Genomic DNA, 19,806 nt, shown 5'->3' with positions numbered 1-19,806 from the left:
GAAAACTCACATCTGATAACTGATCACTGACTGCCGATTACTGATTTGACATTTGGGCGGTGATTACGGTGAGATCGATCGCCCTTTCCCCCCTTCTGATTCTGAGGGGTAAAGATTGACCGATTCCAGTTTTTTCCACCATTTCCTGTAACTGACCGCCATCGCTAACCGGTTGATTATTAGCTTTAACAATCACATCCCCGCGACGGATCCCGGCTTTTTCGGCGGGGGTATTGGGTAGGACTTTCACCACCAAAATTCCCGACACTTCCGGGACGATCATGGGAGAATTGGGGTTTTGATTATTAGCCCGGGCTAAATCGGGAGTTAGATTAACCATCTGCACACCGATATAGGGATGGGCCACCTTTTGACCTGATTCTAGGGTCGCTTGTAACTGCTTGGCCCGGTCGATGGGAATGGCAAAACCGATGCCCATGGCATCGGCACGAATCGCCGTATTGATGCCGATGACTTCTCCTTGGGCGTTGAGTAAAGGACCGCCGGAATTACCCGGGTTAATAGCGGCATCGGTTTGGATAAAATCAATGCGTTTATCGGGAATACCCGCCTTAGCCGCCGAGCGCCCGATCGTGCTAATAATTCCTAAAGTTACCGTATTATCTAGACCGACGGGATTGCCTACTGCGATCGCCCAGTCCCCCACTTGTATGGATGAGGAATTGCCGAGGACGGCTACAGGTAAATTTTCCCCTTGGGGATTAATTTTCACTACGGCTAAATCAGTGATCTCATCAGTACCGCGCACTTCTCCTTTGAAGCTACGACCATCTTTTAAAGTTACCGTTACCTTATCGGCATTATCGACCACATGGGCATTAGTTAAGATTAAACCACTGCCATCGATAATAAAACCCGATCCCTGGCCAGCCACTCGCTGTTGGGTGGGAAGACGAAACTGTTCCCCAAAAAACTCCTGAAAAAAAGGATCATCAAAAAAGGGGCTATTGGGACGAGTAATGATCGCTTCGGTGTCAATTCGCACCACCGCCGCACCCGTGCGCGCCACTGCTTTAGCGACAAAACTTTCCGCCGTCATCTCCGGGGGGATTCTGGGCAGATCGGCGGCAGCAGTGGGCAGATTTTGAGCATTTACCGCCGCTAAACTGCTAAAACCGAGCATAACTCCCAGAAAAGTTGCCAAAGCATGGGTAATAGTTCGCCGTAACCCTGTAGGAAGTTTCATACTTTGATCTCTGAATTCTGATGTTTTGACTGTTTCTGTCTATCGGTTCACAGACCGACTATTAAAAATCTAACAAATCGATCGCTCCGATTAAACTAAGACGCATCTTAACCGCCTATCCTTAGATTAGCTGACCCCCCCTTGCCACCCCTTGCCCCCCCGATGTCGGGTAGAGTTGGGGGGTCTTGTCTCTTGTCTCTTGTCTCGTCTCGTCTCAACAAGCAATTTAAAGGCGCGGGCAGCTTAAACCAATGAGTTGACACCAAGTCCGCCAGCAGACCCTAACTAATCTCTGATCACTAGGGGCGATTGCAGGGTAATATTTAAATCTCGATCGGGGTTAACAGAGTATAACTGCACGGAACTACCACCGACAATTCCCGCCGTCGGTAAACCCCATCCTGCAAGAGTTCCCACGGCTGCCCCCGCTAAGACATCGAGAACTTCGATCTTGCGATCGCCCGTGAGAGCAGCGATCGCTGTGGCTGCCCCCGCACCGGCGACGGTTCCCGCTAAGATATCTTGAGTTTTTGCCCCTTTACGCACGGTTTCAGTGGTAGTAATTAATCGCGAAGTGGCATTGAGGGGAATAGTGCGATTGCCCCCATCAAGGCGAATTTCATCGGCAATAAACCGCACACCTCGGCCGGCTGCTTCTAAAGTACCCTTGACTTCACTTCCCGCTGCAATCACCACAATCCCATTGCGGTTACGAATATCTCTGGCTACGGTTAAAGTCAGAGGAATAACATCACTTTTAGAAACTAAAATTTTATCGGCTTTCTCGTAATTCAAAGGGATAACTGTTCCGGCTGGAATCGAGATTTGTTGAGCGATGAGACTTTGCCGATTAATATTACTTTGAGCGAGGACGGGAAAAGTACCGGACATGGAACCCATGAGCAGGGTAATCAGTAAGGCTGTGCTGGCTCTAGTAACAGAATTGATAGACATAGCGGTTATCCTCTCAAAAAACAACAGTGAACTTTCTCTGTTTCTAGATTATTTTTTTCTGTCTGTCATGTCAGTCCCCTCAACAGGGAATTTTTTCCCTCTCTATAGGGAAAAAAGTAGAATGGCAGAATTTCCCCATTTTGTCCATCGACCGCAAAAGAGAGCCGAAAAGCCTAGAATAGTAAAAAACCCTAGATTGCCATCGTCTATGGAACTCGCTGCCGGAAAAATCCTTAGTCATCGCTACCAAATTATCCGTCAATTGGGAAAAGGGGGATTCGGACAGACTTTCTTGGCCTGCGATCGCCAGTTACCCAATCAAAATCGTTGTGTGATCAAACAATTTAAACCCCAGTGCCAGGATGCCGAAACTGTAGCCATCGCTAGACGACTCTTTGAAAACGAGGCGAAAATCCTGCAAGAATTGGGCATTCATCGCCATATTCCCCGTTTATTTGCCTATTTTGAGGAAAATGGGCAATTTTTTCTCGTGCAAGAATACATTGAAGGGGAAGATTTAGCCACAGAAATTATTGCCGGTGTCTATAGGCAAGATGAAGGGAAAGTGGTGGCTTTATTAACAGAAATTCTCTCGATTCTCGAATTTGTCCATCAGAAACAGGTGATCCATCGCGATGTTAATCCCTTCAATCTTATTCGTCGCAGCCAAGATCATCAATTGGTTTTAATTGATTTTGGTGCTGTCAAACAAATTAGCACTCAAGTGGTTAAAGAAGGTAAAACCGTTTCTACCATCGCTATTGGTACCCCTGGTTATTTCCCCAGTGAACAGGCCCAAGGTTATCCGCGTTTTAGTAGCGATATCTATGCCACTGGTATTATTGGATTACAAGCTTTAACCGGTAAAGAGCCCGAAGATATTCCACTGGATGCTCGCACGGGGGAAATTCTCTGGCAACATTTGGCCATGACTAGCGCCGAGTTTAGTTATGTTATCGAGCGCATGATCCGCTATGATTTTCGTCAGCGTTATACCAGCGCCAGTGAAGCATTAATCGATCTGAGAAAATTAGGGAAAATTCATCATCTCGCTCCGAAAACTACCCAGGTGGTGAAATCTCAAGATCAAGTTGCTCGTCAAGGGAAATCTTGGTTAAAAAAAATCTTATCTGTCTGTGGGACAATTGGCTTAATAGCAGGTTCTTATCTGGGTTTTGACTATTGGAAAAATTCTCGTAATTCTCTTCGTTACTATCAACAAGGTCAGACTTTTTATCAACTCAAACGCTATACCGATGCCCTCAATTACTATGATCAAGCCTTAAAAATTAATCCCGATTATCTTGAGGCATTCCAAGGAAAAGCTGATGCTTTATTAGCTTTACAAAGATACTCGGAAGCTTTAATTATCTACGAAAAAGCTATTCAAATTAACCCAGATTCCGCTTGGCCAGCTTGGCTCGGTCGCGGGCAAGCTTTAGATAAGTTAGGCAAAAATCAAGAGGCTTTGGAAAGTTTTGAGCGGGTCTTATCTCTTAATCCTGCCGCTAGTCAAGCTTGGCAAGGTAAGGCCGATATCTATCTAGAACTGCAACAATATTCCGCCGCCCAAAAAGCTCTTGACAAATTGTTAACTTTTCAGCAAAATGATGCCAAAACCTGGTATAAAAAAGGCTGGTCATTACAAAATCTTGAGGATTATGAAGGGGCAGTTAAAGCCTACGATCAGGCTCTAGCGATCGAATCGGATAATGCCTTAATTTGGTATCAAAAAGGTAATAGTTTGTATCAATTAAATAAAATTAATGAGGCTTTAGAAAGTTATAGCAAAGCTGGACAATTTAATCCCCAATTTTCCCAAGCTCACTATAGTCAAGGGATTATTCTGCAAAAATTAGGCCGCAAACCAGAAGCTTTGGAGGCATTTACTCAAGCAACTAAAGCCAATTCTAATTATTATCAAGCCTGGTTACATCAAGGGGCATTACTTCATCAAATGGAAAGATTTCAAGAAGCGATCGCATCCTACGAAAAAGCTCGCCGCATTTCTTCCCAAAAAGCCGAAGTTTTTATCGGTATCGGTAACGCTTGGTATCGTTTAGGCGACAATTACCAAGCTATAAATGCCTATCAACAGGCGATTCAAAGACAAAAAGATAACCCCGAAACCTGGAAAAGTTTAGGCAATAGTTGGTTTAAACTCGGTCAATACGAGCGAGCGATTCAAGCTTATCAAGAATCCCTTCGTTATCGTTCCAATGACCGAGAAGTGCAGGCACAAAAACAACTGGCAGAAACTCGCTGGCAAGAACTTCAGCAATCTTCCCAAAACCAAACCCCCAAAGTCGATAGTGAGGAACAGGTTCCCTAACTTCCGCTCTTTTTCGGCAGCTTTATCGCTTTTTACCGGTATTTCTCGGCAATAATTCCCGTCCTTGATAAAACTGTTTTTTCAGTTCTCCCAAGCGCCAATAAACTGCCACCATAATTGCAGTTAATACTGTCAGCACTGTCACGGGAACAAGGGCCGATTGAGCGAAAATTAGAGCTAAAACTGGTAAAGATAGACCAAGAACAATAGCGATCGCTAATGTTAACCCCTGGAGACGATTAATATTTTTTAAAGCCCCTTGACAAACAGCACAATTTTTGGTATGGGAGTGATAGCGTTCGAGGAGAATCTCTTTTGATTGTAGGGGGGGAAAAGGTTGACCGGCGAAAGGATCAGCTTGGTATTGATTAACCCAATTGCGATACTCAAACACCAATAAATCCGCTTTGGTAGGGAGATAACAAGCTTGACTAAAATTCTGACTACCTCCCTGAGCTTGCAGATAACGCTCTTGATAGTAGAGAAAAATCTGATCATCTTCGAGAATAGCGTTTTGATTGATGTGGGAATACCAAGTGGGGGTAAGCTTAATGAAGAATTTCGGCAGTTTAGAGTTAAATTTAAAGGGAAAACGAGCAAAGAGACGACATTCTCCCTGACGGATGGGAGTTGCATAGACTACGGTTAAAGTCCGTCCGAACTTTTCCGAGGTGAGATCGTGGTAAATTAATCCGGGGGCGATAAAATTGCTGTATTGCTGACCTAATTGACCTTTACGCGGTCCTTCGGGCCAAATTCCCTTAAATCCCTGACGATTGGACTCGATAATTTCTAATTCCATAGGAGCGGCATTGGCCCGATTACCGATGGTGAGATGATGGGTATAGGGAACATGACTAGAATCGATAATATTTTCGATTAAAGTGACGGCCGAGTAGGGTAGATCTCGAAAGGTATCCAAACAAATCCAAGCATCAGCATCCTCCTCCATGGGTTCAATAATTGGAATCGCAGTCAGGGAAGCATTTTCGGGATTACCCGCATAAACGAATAATAATCCCTGACGGATAGCCGTGGCTAAAGACCGCACACAAGCGCGTCGAGAGGTGTTAGCTTGACTGTTTTCCGGTTGTTGGGGAATAAATTCACAGTTTCCTCCCCCGGAAAAAGACCAACCGTGATAGGGACATTCTAGATGTCCGCTTTCGTTAAGACGACCTTCTGAGAGAGGAGCGAGACGATGGGGACATTTATCCTCGAAAACTCGCCATTCTTGCTGATTTTTGTCCCACCAAATCACTAAATCCTCTTCTAGTAGGGTAAAGCGTTGGGGCTGCTTTTTGTCTAAATCTTTGACGTAGTAGATAGGATACCAAACTTGACGACAATCAAAGCGATCGATATCTGTTCCCCCGATGGGATAGGTAGCAGTGCTGCTCAGCATAAATTTTAAAATAAGTTAACATTTCTCCTCCAAAATCTAACAAATTTAATCGACAAAAGGGGACAGATGCCGGTATCTGCTGGGGAAACAAACACTGGCACTATATTTTGGGGTGATAATAAAGGGTAGTCTCCCATGGATAAAGCGAGAATGGGAGGAGGATCAAGATAAAACTAAGGGGAGTTTACCAGGATGTCAGGAGAAACCGTCACTTATTCCCTAGAAACTATTCTGACCAGGATCGAGGGAAAAATAGACAATCTACAAAGGGACGTTAATCAAAAATTTGACAAGATTGATGAGCGCTTTGACAGAATCGATGAAAGATTAAATAAAGTAGAGATAGGATTAGCTACTTTAACCGAGAAAGTCGTAGGGATGGATAAACGACTCGAAAAGGTGGAAAATGAACAAGTTAAATCGATAGGATTGGTTGCTTTAACCGAGAAAGTCGGAGGGATGGATAAACGACTCGAAAAGGTGGAAAGTGAACAGGCTACCATGATTAAAGCTATTTCCGACCTCCAGGGATTCCGAGGTCTCATTCTGCCGATCATTGTCGGTGCGCTCAGTGCTACTATTGGTGCAGTGATTACCGTAGCGGCAAAAATTTTGTTGATCGGCAATAGTCCCTGATCGAGATAAGATTAATTCTCGTGGTGATAGGGAGGACATTTGTGAATAAACTAAGCATTCTGGTTCTACACGGGCCGAATTTAAACCTATTGGGGAAAAGAGAGCCGAATCTCTACGGTAACGTTAATTTAGAGACGATTAACCAGTTTTTAAGCGAAGAAGCTACCCGTTTAGGGGTGAATTTAACCGCGCATCAGTCCAATCAGGAAGGGCAATTAGTGGACTGGATTCAGCAAGCATGGGGTCAGCAGCACGGTATTTTGATTAATGCGGGAGCTTATACTCACACCAGTATCGCCATCCGCGACGCACTATTAGGCACAAAAATGGCCTGTGTGGAAGTACACTTAAGCAATATTTACAAACGCGAGTCTTTTCGTCATCATTCCTACATTGCCGATATAGCCATCGGACAGATTAGCGGTTTTGGGGCCGAAAGTTATCGCCTAGGATTATGGGCATTAGTCGATTATTTGCAAAAGAATAGAGAAGGCTAATTAGGCAAGGGATTCTCCCACTTCTAAGAGGGGACAAAAGGGAAAATAGGGGGAAACCGTCCAACGATAGAATTTTTTGCTGCTGGTGGACTGAAGATTAAAACGCAGGGAAACAAAGGGGAAAAAGGGAGATACGGAACAATTCCAACTGAAAGCCGGCTTAGAAATGCTATGATCGCCCTGCAAAGACCAAGCCGGGTATTGAAAAACCTCCCGGACGAGGGATTTTCCTTCATCGCTAACTTGGGCGCAGCTGCGACTAATGCCCGAAACCAAACAGAGACTATTACTGACACAATTATCATTAGAAGCCACGAGCAGGAGATTTTCCCCGGTGGTGGTTAGTTCAAAAGCGATAAAATCTCCAGCTTGCCAACGACTAAGGACTTGTCCCTGGGCATTCTGGTAGATAGCGCTGCAGTTTTCGGGATCGAGAAGACGATTACTATCGGGATCTAAGTAACCGCAAACCTTTCCCATCAGACGAGTTCCATCCTGAAACCCATACACCCAATCAAAGGTATCGATGTTAGCAGCCCCTTGATTGCTTTTGTTGACCAATAGTAATCGATCGCTGACCACGGTTATTAATTCTCTATAAAACTAAGCTCCTTTTAATAACAAAGGTATCACTAAATACAAATTCCCCAAGGAAAAGATTTATTAATCTTAACTTGTCGGCCCCAGGGGAGAGTGAACTGGTCAGCTTAAATCAAGGCCAAAACCTGCTATCTTATGGGGAGACAAAAATTATCTAGATCTTGTTTTAGCGAGTGGTAGTAAGGGCATGGCGTACAAGCGGGTATTATTAAAACTGAGTGGGGAGGCCCTAATGGGCAATCTCGGCTATGGGATCGACCCGATGGTGGTTTCCGCTATCGCTCAGGAAATCTCCGAAGTGGTTGACCAAGGCATCCAATTGGCGATCGTGGTCGGTGGGGGCAATATTTTTCGGGGGGTGAAAGCCGCCTCGGCCGGCATGGATCGGGCCACGGCCGATTATATTGGTATGATAGCAACAGTCATGAACGCTATGACCTTGCAGGATGCCCTAGAACGAGCGCAAGTACCGACTAGGGTATTAACGGCGATTGCCATGCAGGAATTAGCTGAACCCTACATCCGCCGGCGAGCAATCCGTCATCTGGAAAAAGGTCGGGTAGTGGTTTTTGGTGCGGGATCGGGTAATCCTTTCTTTACCACCGATACCACGGCGGCCCTGCGCGCTGCCGAAATCGACGCGGAAGTGGTGTTTAAAGCGACGAAAGTGGATGGAGTTTATGATTCCGATCCCTCCCATAACCCTAACGCGCGACGCTTTCAAAGTCTTACCTACGGTCATGTGCTGACTCATGATCTGCGGGTGATGGACGGAACTGCGATCGCTCTGTGCAAGGAAAATAATATCCCGATAGTCGTTTTCGATCTGTCGGTGACAGGTAATATTGTTCGCGCTGTCAAAGGTGAACCCGTTGGAACATTGGTAGGAGGATTCTGTGAAGTTAGCTGAAGTTCAAGACCAGATGCAGAAAACCGTCGAATCAACCCAGAGAGCTTTTAATACGATTCGTACCGGCCGGGCAAATGCTTCTCTTTTAGATCGGATCGTGGTGGAGTATTATGGCATGGAAACTCCCCTCAAGTCCCTGGCGACCATTAGCACTCCCGACGCGACCACGATCGCCATTCAACCCTTCGATCGTACCAGTATGGGGGCGATCGAAAAGGCGATTTCTCTCTCGGACGTGGGTTTAACCCCCAGTAATGACGGTCAGATCATTCGTTTGAATATCCCTCCCCTCACTAGCGATCGCCGCAAGGAATTGGTCAAATTAGCGGCGAAATTGGCCGAAGAAGGAAAGGTGGCTATCCGCAATATTCGCCGGGATGCGATCGATGCTATCCGTAAACAGGAGAAAAGTCACGAAATTTCTGAGGATGAATCCAGGGATTTACAGGATCAAGTGCAGAAATCCACCGATAAATTTATCGCCAAAATCGAGGATTTGTTAACGACAAAAGAAAAAGATATCATGACCGTTTAAGTTTTTTTCTCCTCATGGATAGAACAGGCTTTTTGTCTGTTCTATTTAGGGGGTGCTGAATAAATCTAAAAACCTTGTTGGATAATATTTTTAGACTTTTTTTCCCTCAAAAAGCGCCGACCCTTGGAGTGATTGGGGGGGAAATTTAGGGACTTTTTCGGCTCTTCGTTACTCTTTATGCTAAATCAACAGACAAGATGCCAAGATAACATACTTCTAACCCAAAAATTCCGAAAGTTTCTCAAGCCATAGCCTCTCCGTTTTATTAGTTTAAGTTTATTATTGATTCCCTCGACCACCCCATTCGTTGTCCTTTGCTCGAAATAACTAATGATTTCTCCAAACCAGTTTCGGGATGTTGTTTCTACTTTCTATGAAACCCCTTTTCTCTCTACTTTTCAAGCTTTTTGTCCCGTACTTAGAATAACTATAGCGTTTCCTAAGCTAGTGAGGTACACCTATTTTTCTTCCCTTTTGCCTTTTGCCTCTTGCATGAGTGCCTAAAACCCATAACTTTTGTACCTCAGCAGACTGAAAAACGCTATATATGATTGCTGTGCTGAGAGCCTTTTGTCAAGCCTAATTGAGATGCTCTTACCCTGGGTTTAATAACCAGGAAAAATCTATCATTGACCTTTTTCTCTATCTTTCTACCTGTCTATCCACTAGGATAATGACCTTGCAATCAAAACTTCATGTCTGCGTCACAGTAAGTTCATATCCCCTGCCTAAATTAGAGATAGTCAGTCCTCAGCCGTTTTCCGAAACACTCCTCTCACACCCACGATTATTAGGACTGACTTTTATTCCCTTCTCAAAATGGTTAAACAGTAAAAACTATGACTCACAATATTTTTAACGATAATATTTCCCCGAGCAACGAAGGCAATCCCAAACGCTCCAAATCTTCTGCGATGAAAAAACTTTTTGCCTATTCCTCTTTACTGGTTTTGGGTGCTGGGTTAGGTATCGGTGCCACCTATGCCTACAGTCAAAATCCTCTAGAATTAGCCCAAAATATTGCCACCGCTACCAATAATCCTCGCCCCTCCACAGCAGCGGCAGCCGCTCCCTCGTCTTTGGTTATTCCTACCAATTTTGTCGCTTCTGTGGTGCAAGAAGTGGGGCCGGCGGTGGTGAGAATTAATGCTTCTAGGGAAGTCAATGGAGGCGGTGATTTTTCGGAATTTGCTAACGATCCTGTTTTCCGTCGCTTCTTCGGTTCTCAAATACCAGAGCGAGGAGAAAAACAAGTTCAAAGGGGTACAGGTTCCGGGTTTATTATCAGTAATGACGGTAAAATTATCACCAATGCTCACGTTGTCGAGGGAGCAGATAAGGTGACTGTCACCCTCAAAGATGGTCGCACCATTGATGGTAAAGTTTTAGGTAGTGATCCTTTAACTGATGTGGCAGTGGTACAGGTAGAAACGAGCAATTTACCCACGGTTAAATTAGGTAATTCTGATAGTTTACAGGTGGGAGAATGGGCGATCGCTATCGGTAATCCTTTGGGATTAGATAACACTGTCACCACGGGGATTATTAGTGCCAAGGAACGCAATGGCTCCCAAATTGGTGCTAGTGATAAACGGGTGGATTTCCTGCAAACCGATGCGGCAATTAACCCCGGAAATTCCGGCGGACCTTTGTTAAATGCTCGGGGAGAAGTCATCGGAGTTAACACTGCTATCATTCAAAATGCCCAGGGTTTAGGTTTTGCTATTCCGATTAAAACTGCCCAAAAAATCGCTGAACAATTAATCGCCACGGGTAAGGTGGAACATCCCTATCTCGGTGTTCAAATGGTGCAGTTAACTCCAGAGGTAAAAGAACAATTAGCCGATAGTCCCATGGCTGATAATTGGAATGTCCCCGATGATTCTGGTGTCTTGTTAGTGCGAGTGATGAGAGATTCTCCTGCCGCAGAAGCAGGATTGCGATCGGGTGATGTGTTAAAGTCTGTAGGTGGTAAGAATGTCACCGATCCCGATGCGGTTCAGGAAATTGTTGATAACACTCAAATCGGCGATAATTTACCCGTAGAAATTAGCCGGGAAGGACAAAAAATTAATCTGAATATTCAAGTTGGTAGCTTGAATACTGCTAACAGATCCTAGTCTGGAAGATAAGTGGTAAAAGACCTAAACTTTATAGAGAGCTTGTTAGTAAGCTCTCTATATTTCTGGTTTTACTTTTGGCTCTTGAAGCGAATAATTATAGCAGTTATCTTAATGGTGAGATAAGTAGGTAGGTGTTAAAAATTATCAGATACCCCCCTTATCAAGGGAGATCCCCCCGCCTATCGGCACCCCCCTTATCAAGGTAGGGCTGTTTCATTCTCCCATCAGAATATCAAAAGTAAAAGCGATCACTATCAGGTAAAATGAGAAGTGACCGCCAACTTTTTAAATATATGTTGAGCTTAATAGAAAAACTAAAACAAGTCAAGGACTTTCGGAAAGATAAAGGAAAAAGACACCCTTTATGGATAGTATTAGTAGTAATAATACTAGGAACAATGCTAGGATACTCAGGTTATAGAGAACTAGGAGAGTTTGCTAAAAATAATCGGCACAGGCTGAGTAAAGAATTTAACATAATTCCAGAAAGAGTCCCATCCTATTCAACAATTAGAAGGGTAATGATGGGAGTTGACTGGCAGAGTTTGTTAAAAATGTTTAATGAATGGGCATTACAAGAATATGGACAAAGAGATGATATAAATTGGCTAGGCATAGATGGAAAAAGTCTCAAAAACACCCTAAAGAATCCTAACAATGAACAACAAAATTTTATCATGTTTATCTCATTGTTTAGTCAAGAAAGTGGCTTGGTATTACACTTAAAAAGAATCGAAAACAAAAAAGGGTCTGAAATCGACGAAGGGCAAGCTATAATTGAGGATTGCTCTCTCCAAAATAAAGTTTTTACTGGGGATGCTTTACACTGTCAGAAGAAAACAATCAGCTTAATAGCCAAGACTAAAAATGACTATGTTATCACCGTTAAAGGAAATCAGAAAAATCTTTATCAGCGAATACAAGACCTGAGTAATTCCTCAAAGCCAGAAAGTTTTTTTCTTGAACAAGATAATAGTCATGGACGAAAAATATCAAGAAAAATAGAAGTTTTTAAAGTGAGGAAAAATGAAAGAAAAGGGTTTGAAAATCTGCGAAGAGTTATTAAAGTAGAAAGAAGGGGTAGTCGCGGGGATAAAACCTATGAAGAAACAGCTTACTATATCAGTAGCCTAACCGAATCCGCCGAAGTATTTGCTAAAATTATTCGAGGACACTGGAAAATAGAAAATCAGTTACATTGGGTAAAAGATGTAATTTTTGAGGAAGATAAAAGCGAAATTAGTGATTTTCAAGCGGCCAGCAATTGGTCAATTCTCACAACCATAGGATTGAATCTTTTCAGAGGTTTGGGTTTTCTCTCAATCACAGAGGGACAGAGGTGGTTAGCTGAACGTTGGGAAAAACTGATAGTTTTATCGACGTAAGAAGCAGAAAAATTAGCTAAATTAACAGGATGTACTCTCAGAAAATTTGAAGAGAGATAGGCTTTTAGTGGCTTGGGAACAAGCTTTATCAATTTATTCATAATAAATTTGGCAGAGGATTAAAGATTAGTTATTGTGACTAACTATTTTGATTAGAAAAAGATAAACTTGAGAATCTTCAGTCAAATTTATTGACTCAAAATTAGCTGTACTTAATTTAAATGAATCAACCCTACCCTTATCAAGGGGGGCAGGGGGGATCGACACCTCTCTTATCAAGGGGGAATTAAGGGGGATCGACACCCCCTTATCAAGGGGGGCAGGGGGGATCGGCACCCCCCTTATCAAGGGGGGCAGGGGGGATCAAAGACAAAATTTATCTTCAATTTAATTATATATCACCATAAGTAAGGGAGAATCGAAAGATAGTTAAATACTTACCCTACCGTCACACTTTTACTGTTGCGAGATAGAAAATAAAAACTGCTCGTAAGCTCGATTAACTTTTTGCATAATTTTAATCGCCATGGTGGAATAATTGTGATCGGGGTGATACTGACGAGCAAGCTGATAATATCTTTGTTTAACTTCTGAAAAACTAGCATTCTTAGAAACTTCTAAAACTTCCCACCAATCCTCGTAATCGTAGGGTAATATTTCTAATTCCCACAAAATTTCTGACCATATTTTTACCTTACCTCCATAACTACCTGTCATTAAAAATTGACCGTCAGGACTAAATTTTAAGGGAGCAGTTCCCCGTAAAATTTTAATTAATTCTCCTGTTTGTCCTTGCCAAATTTTAATTTCTGTTCGGGAAGCACTAGCAATTAGATGGCGATGAGAATTAATAGCAATACTGATAATTGCCTGCTCGTGTGCCTGCCAACTTTTAATAATTTCTCCTGTCTTTATATCCCAGATTTTAATCGTTTTATCACTACAGCCACTAACTAGATATTGACCATCATTACTAAAAGCTAAACTGTTAACGGCTGCCCTGTCACCGATAAAAGTTTGATAAGCATAACTATGATCAAATCGCCATAATTTAATAGTTTTATCATCACTACCACTAGCAATAATTTGGCTATCGGGACTAATAGCACAGGTATTAACTGCATCCTCATGACCGATTAAAGTTCGCTTTAATTCTCCTGTATAATAACCCCAGATTCGCAGAGTTTTGTCATTACTAGCACTAACAATAAATTTTTCATTGGCAGCAAAAGCTAATTGTAAAATTACACCATCGTGGCTATCGGGAGCATTCACACGAGCGAAAAAACTACTTTTATACTGCTTAGTGTCTAATTGCCACTGACTAATTCTGCCATCCAATCCACCAGCAATGATCGATTTACCGTTAGGACTTATAGCCAGACTTTGGAGCGGTTCATTAACTCCCACAAGGGAATAAATTAATTTACCCGTTTCTCGCTGCCAAAGTTTTATGGTTTGATCTTCTCCCGCACTAGCGATAATTTTACCATCAGGACTAACATCGATCGCCCCAATATTTTCCTGATGACCTTTAAGAGTTTGGAAACACTGCCAAGATAAACGCTCTGGAATAGTAATTTCTGTAGAATCTAACTGTTGATTTTCCTGAACAGATACTTCTTCTAACAGTCGCTGTAATTCTGCCTCTAGATTTTCATATTTCCCCGTAACTTCTTGCCAAAATAAAGCTTCTTCGTACTCTCTAGTAATGCGATCAAAAAATTCTAGATTCCTATAAAAATTATCGTTGGAGTAGGGAGATAACATTTTCATCAGTCCGTAGATTCCTAACCCGACTAGGCCACCAGCGATCGCCATAGAACCGACACCAACACCGAAAGCTGTACCTTTAACCGCGACTCCCACACCCCCAAAGGTAGAGTAGATACCGATTCCGCCAAGGCTTCCTATTCCCAAAGCTAACCCGACATTGCGATCGTTTGTTTCTAGTCCTTGCAGACTGGCATAAATTGCCGAACTTGTCAGGATGCCAATCCCCGTCATTCCCACTAAACCGACGCTTATACCGCCAAATCCGCCGACTAAGCCAATATTTCCCAGACAAGTAGATAAATTGGCTCCTGTGACTCCACCGACGGCGGGAATAACAAAATCGAGCTTTTTAGCCATATTTTTGCGAAATAATCAATTTAGTCATCGGGTTTCTCCTATAGAGTGTAGCCTAGTTTGTTATCGACGACTGACTCCCCAAAGTGGTAGTTTTCCCTCCTGCCCCCTGCCGACCGCCTCTTTCAAGTCAGTCCCGATGAAAAAATTTTCACCCCCACAGATGAAAGAGGTTTCCTTCCCCACACCCCTAGGGTTGATTCAAGGTAGGGTTGATTCAAGGTAGGGTTGATTCATGAATCAACCCTACCCACGCACCACACCCTACACCCTCTTTCCAGTCAGAGGCAATCAGGGCAAAATGATAAGTATTTTATATATAAATAGCTTCAATGCTTAAAAATATTTAAATTTACAATCGGTAATATTTATTTTTACTTAAGAATTTATTGAGAATAATTATTATTTATTTACGAGGTTGCAATACTTCCAGCGATTCTGGTATAATTTTGCGTTATGCTATGATGCCTCTTATTGTAATTTTTAGGGTTTTAATGATCTGGGTTGTCTTAAAACCCTTGCTAAATCTAGACTTTTCCCTTGGGCAAAACCAAACAGTTCCGCCAATTCTCCCTTTTTTCCCGAACAACGTTGATCTAATTTTTGTGTAGTTTTGTTGCAAAGTCAAATTTTTTTTGACAAAATGGCTAAATTGTGGTATGGAGATAGATTGTTGATAGGTGGCCATTCAAACCGAGGCAATCAATAATTAGGACTTGCTGAATAAGTTTGTTGGTGGGGTTAGGCTTCGGCCGTGAGCTCAGGCTTCGACGGTGAGATCAGCCGAACCGCCGAACGGAGTCGGTGGTCGGGAGGGGAAGTGAGAAGATCAGACAGAATTTGACATCCTCGCCGCCCTAAAAGTGCGGCGATTCCTAAACCTCACGATTTAAGTTTCTGCTTCCACCACCGTCGCATACCACAGTTAAAAAACCATGTACTGTCTTACACAGAGTCCACAGACTTTCGCCCCATTTCAGAAGCCCGATTCCTTGTGTCCCACGGTACGTTGACCGCCTATAGCTTCTTGTACTTGTTGCGCGCGACTTTTTACCCGGCCAAGCTTTTCTGGTCGGAACCCCCTAAGCCGAGTTTTCAAGGTGCTGCGCCGTCCACTTGGTTTTCGAGACTGGCCTTTTAATTCTAACGTAAAGCCAACCTAGAACGGCGGGGTTTCAGACCCAAAATTTCCGATGAAGAATGAATGGCGACACAAGGAAAGCCCTGCTCTCAAAGCGTTTTCAATGCTGCTCCGATACGCAATCATCTTCAAACTTGACAACGCCGCCGATCGCGCATCAACCTTGAATCGACTCTGGTATGAGTGGAAATCGATATACTAGAATTATTATGGTCAAGATGTCCAACTTAAGATCAATGACAAAAATCCTCTCGACAGCCGAAGTGAAAGCGCGTCTTTCCGAATCGATCGATCTTGCTCTCCAAGAGGGCTACGTTGTCATCACCCGCTACGGCAAACCCGTGGCTGCCCTAGTGAGTTACGAAGATATCCGACAATTGCAACGACTGAGAAGCGCTCGTCAGAGGGGAGGGTTAGCGAATTTAAGCGAAAATTGGGAAGATTCAGAAGAATTAGCCGAAGAACTGCATAATATCTTGGACGAGAGAACCTGATGGCTTATCTCTTTGATACCGATGCTATTTCAGAGATGTTACGCAAGCGCCCGCTACTGGACTATCTGCAATGGTTACGATCGCTCGATCGAGAAAATCAATATACTAGCAGTATCACGATCGCCGAACTATATAAAGGTGCGTTCCGTTCCCCCAAGCGCAATCATTTTCTGGAAAAAATCGAAACGAGAATTATCCCCGAATTCACGATCCTGCCATTCGATCGCTTGACAGCGAAAATTTACGGAGAAATTCAAGCGCAACTAGAACAACAGGGAAATATTCTCGCCCATGCCGATTTACAGATCGCATCCACGGCGATTCAATCTAATCTAGAACTGGTTACGGGTAATATTCAACATTTCGCCCGTGTAGAAGCTTTACGGATTAATTACACTCTCGTCCACGCCAGGGCATCTTCAGAAAATGTTCAGAGTTGAGGCAACTTCGGCATCAACCATGGCAGCTGGATCGCAAATATAGGATAAATTTCCCAAAAATCAGCGATAAAAACCTTTTTTACCGATCTAGCCAGGCTCTAACGCCTGGGAAGGGAAAAATCCTCAATTGAGCCGAAATTAGCTTAATCAAAAAATATGCTATAATCAGAATGTAAGCACAAGGGGCCGTAACGGTTTCGACAGGTTAGCGAAAGCTCCCCCGTGATACAGGTCGAGAGTGAGTCTCCTCTCGTAAATCAAAGGCTCAAACAAAAAGTAAATGCGAACAACATCGTTCCTTTCGCTCGTAAAGCCGCTCCTGTAGCTGCCTAATAGTCTCTAATCGACTCGAGCATTCATAGTTTGACTCCGTTAAGGACTATGGATAAACCCCCAACGGATGCCACGTTTAACTTTCTCTAGTTAGTTAACCGTCTAAGCTTTAACTAGAGCATCCCACTGTCCGGGATAAGTGACAGTCCCCGTTTCGAGGGTAATCGAAACTAAACCTGTGAATGAACGGACAGTCAATACCTAATTTGGACAGCAGTTCGACTCTGCTCGGCTCCATTGATTACTTTAATGAAAGACCTTCTCTCCCGCATGGACGGGGTACAAACACCGATCATTCCCGTGGTCGGTCAATTAATTAAAGCGAACCCCGGCACTATTTCCCTAGGTCAAGGGATTGTTTCCTATTATCCACCCCAGGAAGCGATCGAATCTCTATCTTTATTTTTAGCCAATCCCAAAAATCATCAATATCAATCTGTGGCGGGAATTCCCCCCTTATTAACAGTAATTCGGCAAAAACTAGCCGAAGATAATCGGGTAGAAATCAGCGATAAACAGGCAATTTTTGTGACGGCGGGCAGTAATATGGCTTTTATGAATGCCATTTTAGCCATTACTTCCCCGGGGGATGAAATTATTCTCAATACTCCCTTTTATTTCAATCATGAAATGGCCATAAAAATGGCTGATTGTCAAGTAATTTTGGTTGCCACAGACAAAAATTATCAATTGCGTCCAGCCGCCATTGAAGAGGCAATCACGGAAAAAACTAAGGCAGTGGTGACGATTTCTCCTAATAATCCCACGGGAGTAGTTTATCCAGAAAATACCCTGAGAGAAGTCAATCGAATCTGTCAAAAAAAAGGCATCTATCACATTCACGATGAAGCTTATGAGTATTTTACCTATAACCATGCCCGCCACTTTTCCCCGGCGGCAATTGTTGGCAGTGAATCCTGGACTATTTCCTTATTTAGTCTCTCAAAAGCCTACGGTTTTGCCAGTTGGCGCATTGGTTATATGGTAGTACCAGAACATTTATCTGAGGCGATTAATAAGATTCAGGATACTATTTTAATTTGTCCGCCGGTGGTGTCGCAATACGCCGCTCTGGGAGCGTTACAGGTGGGTAAAAGCTATCCTTTAGAACAGTTAAAAACCATCAGTAAAGTTAGAGAAATTTGCCTGAATGCTCTAGAATCAATCGGCGATATCTGTGATGTTGCCACTGCGGAAGGGGCTTTTTATTTCTTCCTGAAAATTACCACAGACAAGAATGATTTTCAGTTAGTTAAAAGTTTAATTGAGCGGCAGCGGGTGGCAGTGTTACCCGGTTCAACTTTTGGGATAACAGAGGGCTGTTATTTGCGTCTTGCCTACGCTGCTTTATCTCCAGAAACAGCTTTAACGGCAGTAGAAAGATTGGTAAAGGGATTGCGTTATTTTAGTCAGTGATTTTTAAGAATAAATACTGGCTTTCTTTCTTGGTTTTTACTTTACCACAGCCTTTATCTTCAAGATGAAGTGTAACCTAATTTGGGTTTGCGGCAAAAAGTACGGGCGAAGCATTCGGATAGAAAATCTACGGTTTCACCGATAGGTTATTGCCCGAATGCTTCGCCCCTACAGGACGCAATCGCCGCTCAAGATGCCAGGTTTTGAAGCACGATTCTCTCAAAATCTTGCACCTGTTTCGCTCGTAAAGCCACAAAATCCTTACCTTGCCTACATTTCACATTTATTCAGCAAGCCCTAATTTGGTATTGACAAACGACTCCCCAAAACCAGAGAGTTTGTACCTCACCATTAAGATAACTGCTATCAGATAACCTCTGATTCGATCTTTTGGGCTATTCTTAGTTTAGCCGAACGAGAACGGGGATTTTTAGCCTGTTCTTCTCGGCTGGGAATAATCGGCTTTTTCGTGATAATTTTCAAGGAATTATCTTCGCGAAAGCCATACTTGATCAGACGATCTTCTAGACTATGAAAACTGATCATAGCGATAATTCCCCCGGATTTTAGCCAGTGGGGGGCTTGATTTAACAATTTTTGCAGAGAATCTAATTCTTGATTAACAGCGATGCGTAGGGACTGAAAAACCCGCGTTGCTGGATGAATACGTCCATAACGGTAACTAGCGGGTACAGAACTAGCGATGACAGCCGCTAATTCAGTGGTGGTAGTAAAGGGACGTTTTTGGACGATCGAGCGAGCAATAGGACGAGATAAACGTTCTTCTCCGTATTGATAAAAAAGAGCTGCTAATTCTTTTTCCTGCCAATGATTAATAATATCGGCTGCCGTCAGGGATTGACAGCGATCCATCCGCATATCTAAGGCTGCCGTGTGGCGAAAACTAAAGCCGCGCTCGCTCTGATCGAATTGGGGAGAACTGACTCCTAAATCGGCGATAATGCCATCAAAACTGCTATTCTGTCCCTTATAATCGGCGAAGTTCCCCCACCAGAGGGTTAAACGGCTATCTAGATAGGGGGCAAGACTAATTTTAGCGGCTTCTAGGGCGCTTTGATCGCGATCGATGGCGGTTACTTTCGTTTCAGGATGGGCTTCTAAAAGCAAGCGGCTGTGTCCACCACCGCCTAGGGTAAGATCGAGATAATGCCCCCCAGGTTGAATATTTAAACCGGCGATTAATTCTTGACTCAAAACGGAAATATGGGTAAAATCTTGATTCATCTGTACTGATCACTTCCTGAAAA

Annotated in this window: 16 protein-coding genes, 1 other RNA gene and 1 pseudogene; 11 read left to right on the top strand and 7 right to left on the bottom strand. The window is 43.3% G+C overall.

Annotated features, from left to right (window positions below; translation table 11 throughout):
- Positions 1–37: 37 nt before the first annotated feature.
- Positions 38–1,207, bottom strand: coding sequence for an HhoA/HhoB/HtrA family serine endopeptidase (locus VL20_RS22085; protein ID WP_052277815.1), 1,170 nt, complete (start codon positions 1,205–1,207; stop codon positions 38–40).
- A gap of 285 nt (positions 1,208–1,492) precedes the next feature.
- Complete coding sequence (locus VL20_RS22080) at positions 1,493–2,161, bottom strand: hypothetical protein (RefSeq protein WP_052277814.1); 669 nt, start codon at positions 2,159–2,161, stop codon at positions 1,493–1,495.
- A 208-nt stretch (positions 2,162–2,369) separates the two neighbouring features.
- Here VL20_RS22080 and VL20_RS22075 point away from each other — a divergent pair, with 208 nt between their 5' ends.
- Entirely contained in the window at positions 2,370–4,493 is a 2,124-nt protein-coding gene (locus tag VL20_RS22075; protein WP_052277813.1) for a serine/threonine-protein kinase, read from the top strand.
- A gap of 22 nt (positions 4,494–4,515) precedes the next feature.
- Here the strand turns inward: VL20_RS22075 and VL20_RS22070 are convergent, their stop codons facing one another.
- On the bottom strand, positions 4,516–5,898 hold the full coding sequence (locus VL20_RS22070; protein WP_052277812.1) for an aromatic ring-hydroxylating dioxygenase subunit alpha: 1,383 nt from the start codon (positions 5,896–5,898) through the stop codon (positions 4,516–4,518).
- Between the two features lie 192 nt (positions 5,899–6,090).
- Here VL20_RS22070 and VL20_RS22065 point away from each other — a divergent pair, with 192 nt between their 5' ends.
- On the top strand, positions 6,091–6,534 hold the full coding sequence (locus VL20_RS22065; RefSeq protein WP_052277811.1) for a hypothetical protein: 444 nt from the start codon (positions 6,091–6,093) through the stop codon (positions 6,532–6,534).
- 41 nt (positions 6,535–6,575) lie between these two features.
- The gene (gene aroQ, locus VL20_RS22060; protein ID WP_002781649.1) at positions 6,576–7,031 is read left to right on the top strand and encodes a type II 3-dehydroquinate dehydratase; all 456 of its coding nucleotides are present in this window, start codon (positions 6,576–6,578) and stop codon (positions 7,029–7,031) included.
- Here aroQ and VL20_RS22055 read toward each other — a convergent pair whose 3' ends face one another.
- Positions 7,032–7,613, bottom strand: coding sequence for a hypothetical protein (locus VL20_RS22055; protein WP_052277810.1), 582 nt, complete (start codon positions 7,611–7,613; stop codon positions 7,032–7,034).
- Between the two features lie 205 nt (positions 7,614–7,818).
- Between VL20_RS22055 and pyrH the strand changes: the two genes are divergently transcribed.
- Complete coding sequence (gene pyrH / locus VL20_RS22050; protein WP_002762234.1) at positions 7,819–8,541, top strand: UMP kinase; 723 nt, start codon at positions 7,819–7,821, stop codon at positions 8,539–8,541.
- A gap of 13 nt (positions 8,542–8,554) precedes the next feature.
- Positions 8,555–9,076, top strand: coding sequence for a ribosome recycling factor (gene frr / locus VL20_RS22045; RefSeq protein ID WP_221634908.1), 522 nt, complete (start codon positions 8,555–8,557; stop codon positions 9,074–9,076).
- 185 nt (positions 9,077–9,261) lie between these two features.
- On the opposite strand, the pseudogene VL20_RS29965 reads toward frr, so the two are convergent.
- Positions 9,262–9,435 (bottom strand): annotated as a pseudogene (locus VL20_RS29965) (transposase); the annotation flags it as partial.
- Between the two features lie 480 nt (positions 9,436–9,915).
- Between VL20_RS29965 and VL20_RS22040 the strand changes: the two are divergent.
- Together VL20_RS22040 and VL20_RS22035 are read left to right on the top strand one after the other, a co-directional pair.
- Positions 9,916–11,196 (top strand): HhoA/HhoB/HtrA family serine endopeptidase, encoded by a 1,281-nt coding sequence (locus VL20_RS22040; protein ID WP_052277808.1) that lies wholly within the window; start codon positions 9,916–9,918, stop codon positions 11,194–11,196.
- Between the two features lie 296 nt (positions 11,197–11,492).
- Positions 11,493–12,584, top strand: a complete 1,092-nt coding sequence (locus VL20_RS22035) for an ISAs1 family transposase (protein WP_128575398.1) — start codon at positions 11,493–11,495, stop codon at positions 12,582–12,584.
- 456 nt (positions 12,585–13,040) lie between these two features.
- Here VL20_RS22035 and VL20_RS22025 read toward each other — a convergent pair whose 3' ends face one another.
- The gene (locus tag VL20_RS22025) at positions 13,041–14,717 is read right to left on the bottom strand and encodes a WD40 domain-containing protein (RefSeq protein WP_052277806.1); all 1,677 of its coding nucleotides are present in this window, start codon (positions 14,715–14,717) and stop codon (positions 13,041–13,043) included.
- Between the two features lie 1,374 nt (positions 14,718–16,091).
- Between VL20_RS22025 and VL20_RS22020 the strand changes: the two genes are divergently transcribed.
- From VL20_RS22020 to VL20_RS22010, 4 genes are all read left to right on the top strand, one after another.
- The gene (locus VL20_RS22020; RefSeq protein ID WP_052277805.1) at positions 16,092–16,349 is read left to right on the top strand and encodes a type II toxin-antitoxin system Phd/YefM family antitoxin; all 258 of its coding nucleotides are present in this window, start codon (positions 16,092–16,094) and stop codon (positions 16,347–16,349) included.
- A complete protein-coding gene (locus VL20_RS22015) occupies positions 16,349–16,789 on the top strand; it encodes a type II toxin-antitoxin system VapC family toxin (protein ID WP_002784674.1) in 441 nt (146 codons plus the stop codon). Before VL20_RS22020 ends, VL20_RS22015 begins: the two co-directional genes overlap by 1 nt.
- 182 nt (positions 16,790–16,971) lie before the next feature.
- Positions 16,972–17,362: a transfer-messenger RNA gene (gene ssrA, locus VL20_RS29955) on the top strand.
- Positions 17,363–17,371: 9 nt separating this feature from the next.
- Positions 17,372–18,538, top strand: a complete 1,167-nt coding sequence (locus VL20_RS22010; protein ID WP_052277804.1) for a pyridoxal phosphate-dependent aminotransferase — start codon at positions 17,372–17,374, stop codon at positions 18,536–18,538.
- Positions 18,539–18,904: 366 nt separating this feature from the next.
- Here the strand turns inward: VL20_RS22010 and rsmH are convergent, their stop codons facing one another.
- Positions 18,905–19,783 (bottom strand): 16S rRNA (cytosine(1402)-N(4))-methyltransferase RsmH, encoded by an 879-nt coding sequence (gene rsmH, locus VL20_RS22005; protein ID WP_052277803.1) that lies wholly within the window; start codon positions 19,781–19,783, stop codon positions 18,905–18,907.
- Between the last annotated feature and the right edge of the window lie 23 nt (positions 19,784–19,806).

Source organism: Microcystis panniformis FACHB-1757, from assembly GCF_001264245.1.
Classification (GTDB): Bacteria; Cyanobacteriota; Cyanobacteriia; order Cyanobacteriales; family Microcystaceae; genus Microcystis; species Microcystis panniformis.
The sequence above is the reverse complement of the archived record's forward strand: the minus strand, read 5'-3'. Positions and strand labels throughout refer to the sequence as shown.

Bases quoted from the DNA above. Each gene is read 5' to 3' on its own strand.
- VL20_RS22025 (WP_052277806.1), bottom strand. From the start codon at position 14,717: ATGGCTAAAAAGCTCGATTTTGTTATTCCCGCCGTCGGTGGAGTCACA.
- VL20_RS22040 (WP_052277808.1), top strand. From the start codon at position 9,916: ATGACTCACAATATTTTTAACGATAATATTTCCCCGAGCAACGAAGGC.
- VL20_RS22065 (WP_052277811.1), top strand. From the start codon at position 6,091: ATGTCAGGAGAAACCGTCACTTATTCCCTAGAAACTATTCTGACCAGG.
- frr (WP_221634908.1), top strand. From the start codon at position 8,555: ATGCAGAAAACCGTCGAATCAACCCAGAGAGCTTTTAATACGATTCGT.
- pyrH (WP_002762234.1), top strand. From the start codon at position 7,819: ATGGCGTACAAGCGGGTATTATTAAAACTGAGTGGGGAGGCCCTAATG.
- VL20_RS22010 (WP_052277804.1), top strand. From the start codon at position 17,372: ATGAAAGACCTTCTCTCCCGCATGGACGGGGTACAAACACCGATCATT.
- VL20_RS22020 (WP_052277805.1), top strand. From the start codon at position 16,092: ATGACAAAAATCCTCTCGACAGCCGAAGTGAAAGCGCGTCTTTCCGAA.
- VL20_RS22075 (WP_052277813.1), top strand. From the start codon at position 2,370: ATGGAACTCGCTGCCGGAAAAATCCTTAGTCATCGCTACCAAATTATC.
- VL20_RS22085 (WP_052277815.1), bottom strand. From the start codon at position 1,207: ATGAAACTTCCTACAGGGTTACGGCGAACTATTACCCATGCTTTGGCA.
- VL20_RS22080 (WP_052277814.1), bottom strand. From the start codon at position 2,161: ATGTCTATCAATTCTGTTACTAGAGCCAGCACAGCCTTACTGATTACC.
- VL20_RS22035 (WP_128575398.1), top strand. From the start codon at position 11,493: ATGTTGAGCTTAATAGAAAAACTAAAACAAGTCAAGGACTTTCGGAAA.
- VL20_RS22070 (WP_052277812.1), bottom strand. From the start codon at position 5,898: ATGCTGAGCAGCACTGCTACCTATCCCATCGGGGGAACAGATATCGAT.
- rsmH (WP_052277803.1), bottom strand. From the start codon at position 19,783: ATGAATCAAGATTTTACCCATATTTCCGTTTTGAGTCAAGAATTAATC.
- VL20_RS22015 (WP_002784674.1), top strand. From the start codon at position 16,349: ATGGCTTATCTCTTTGATACCGATGCTATTTCAGAGATGTTACGCAAG.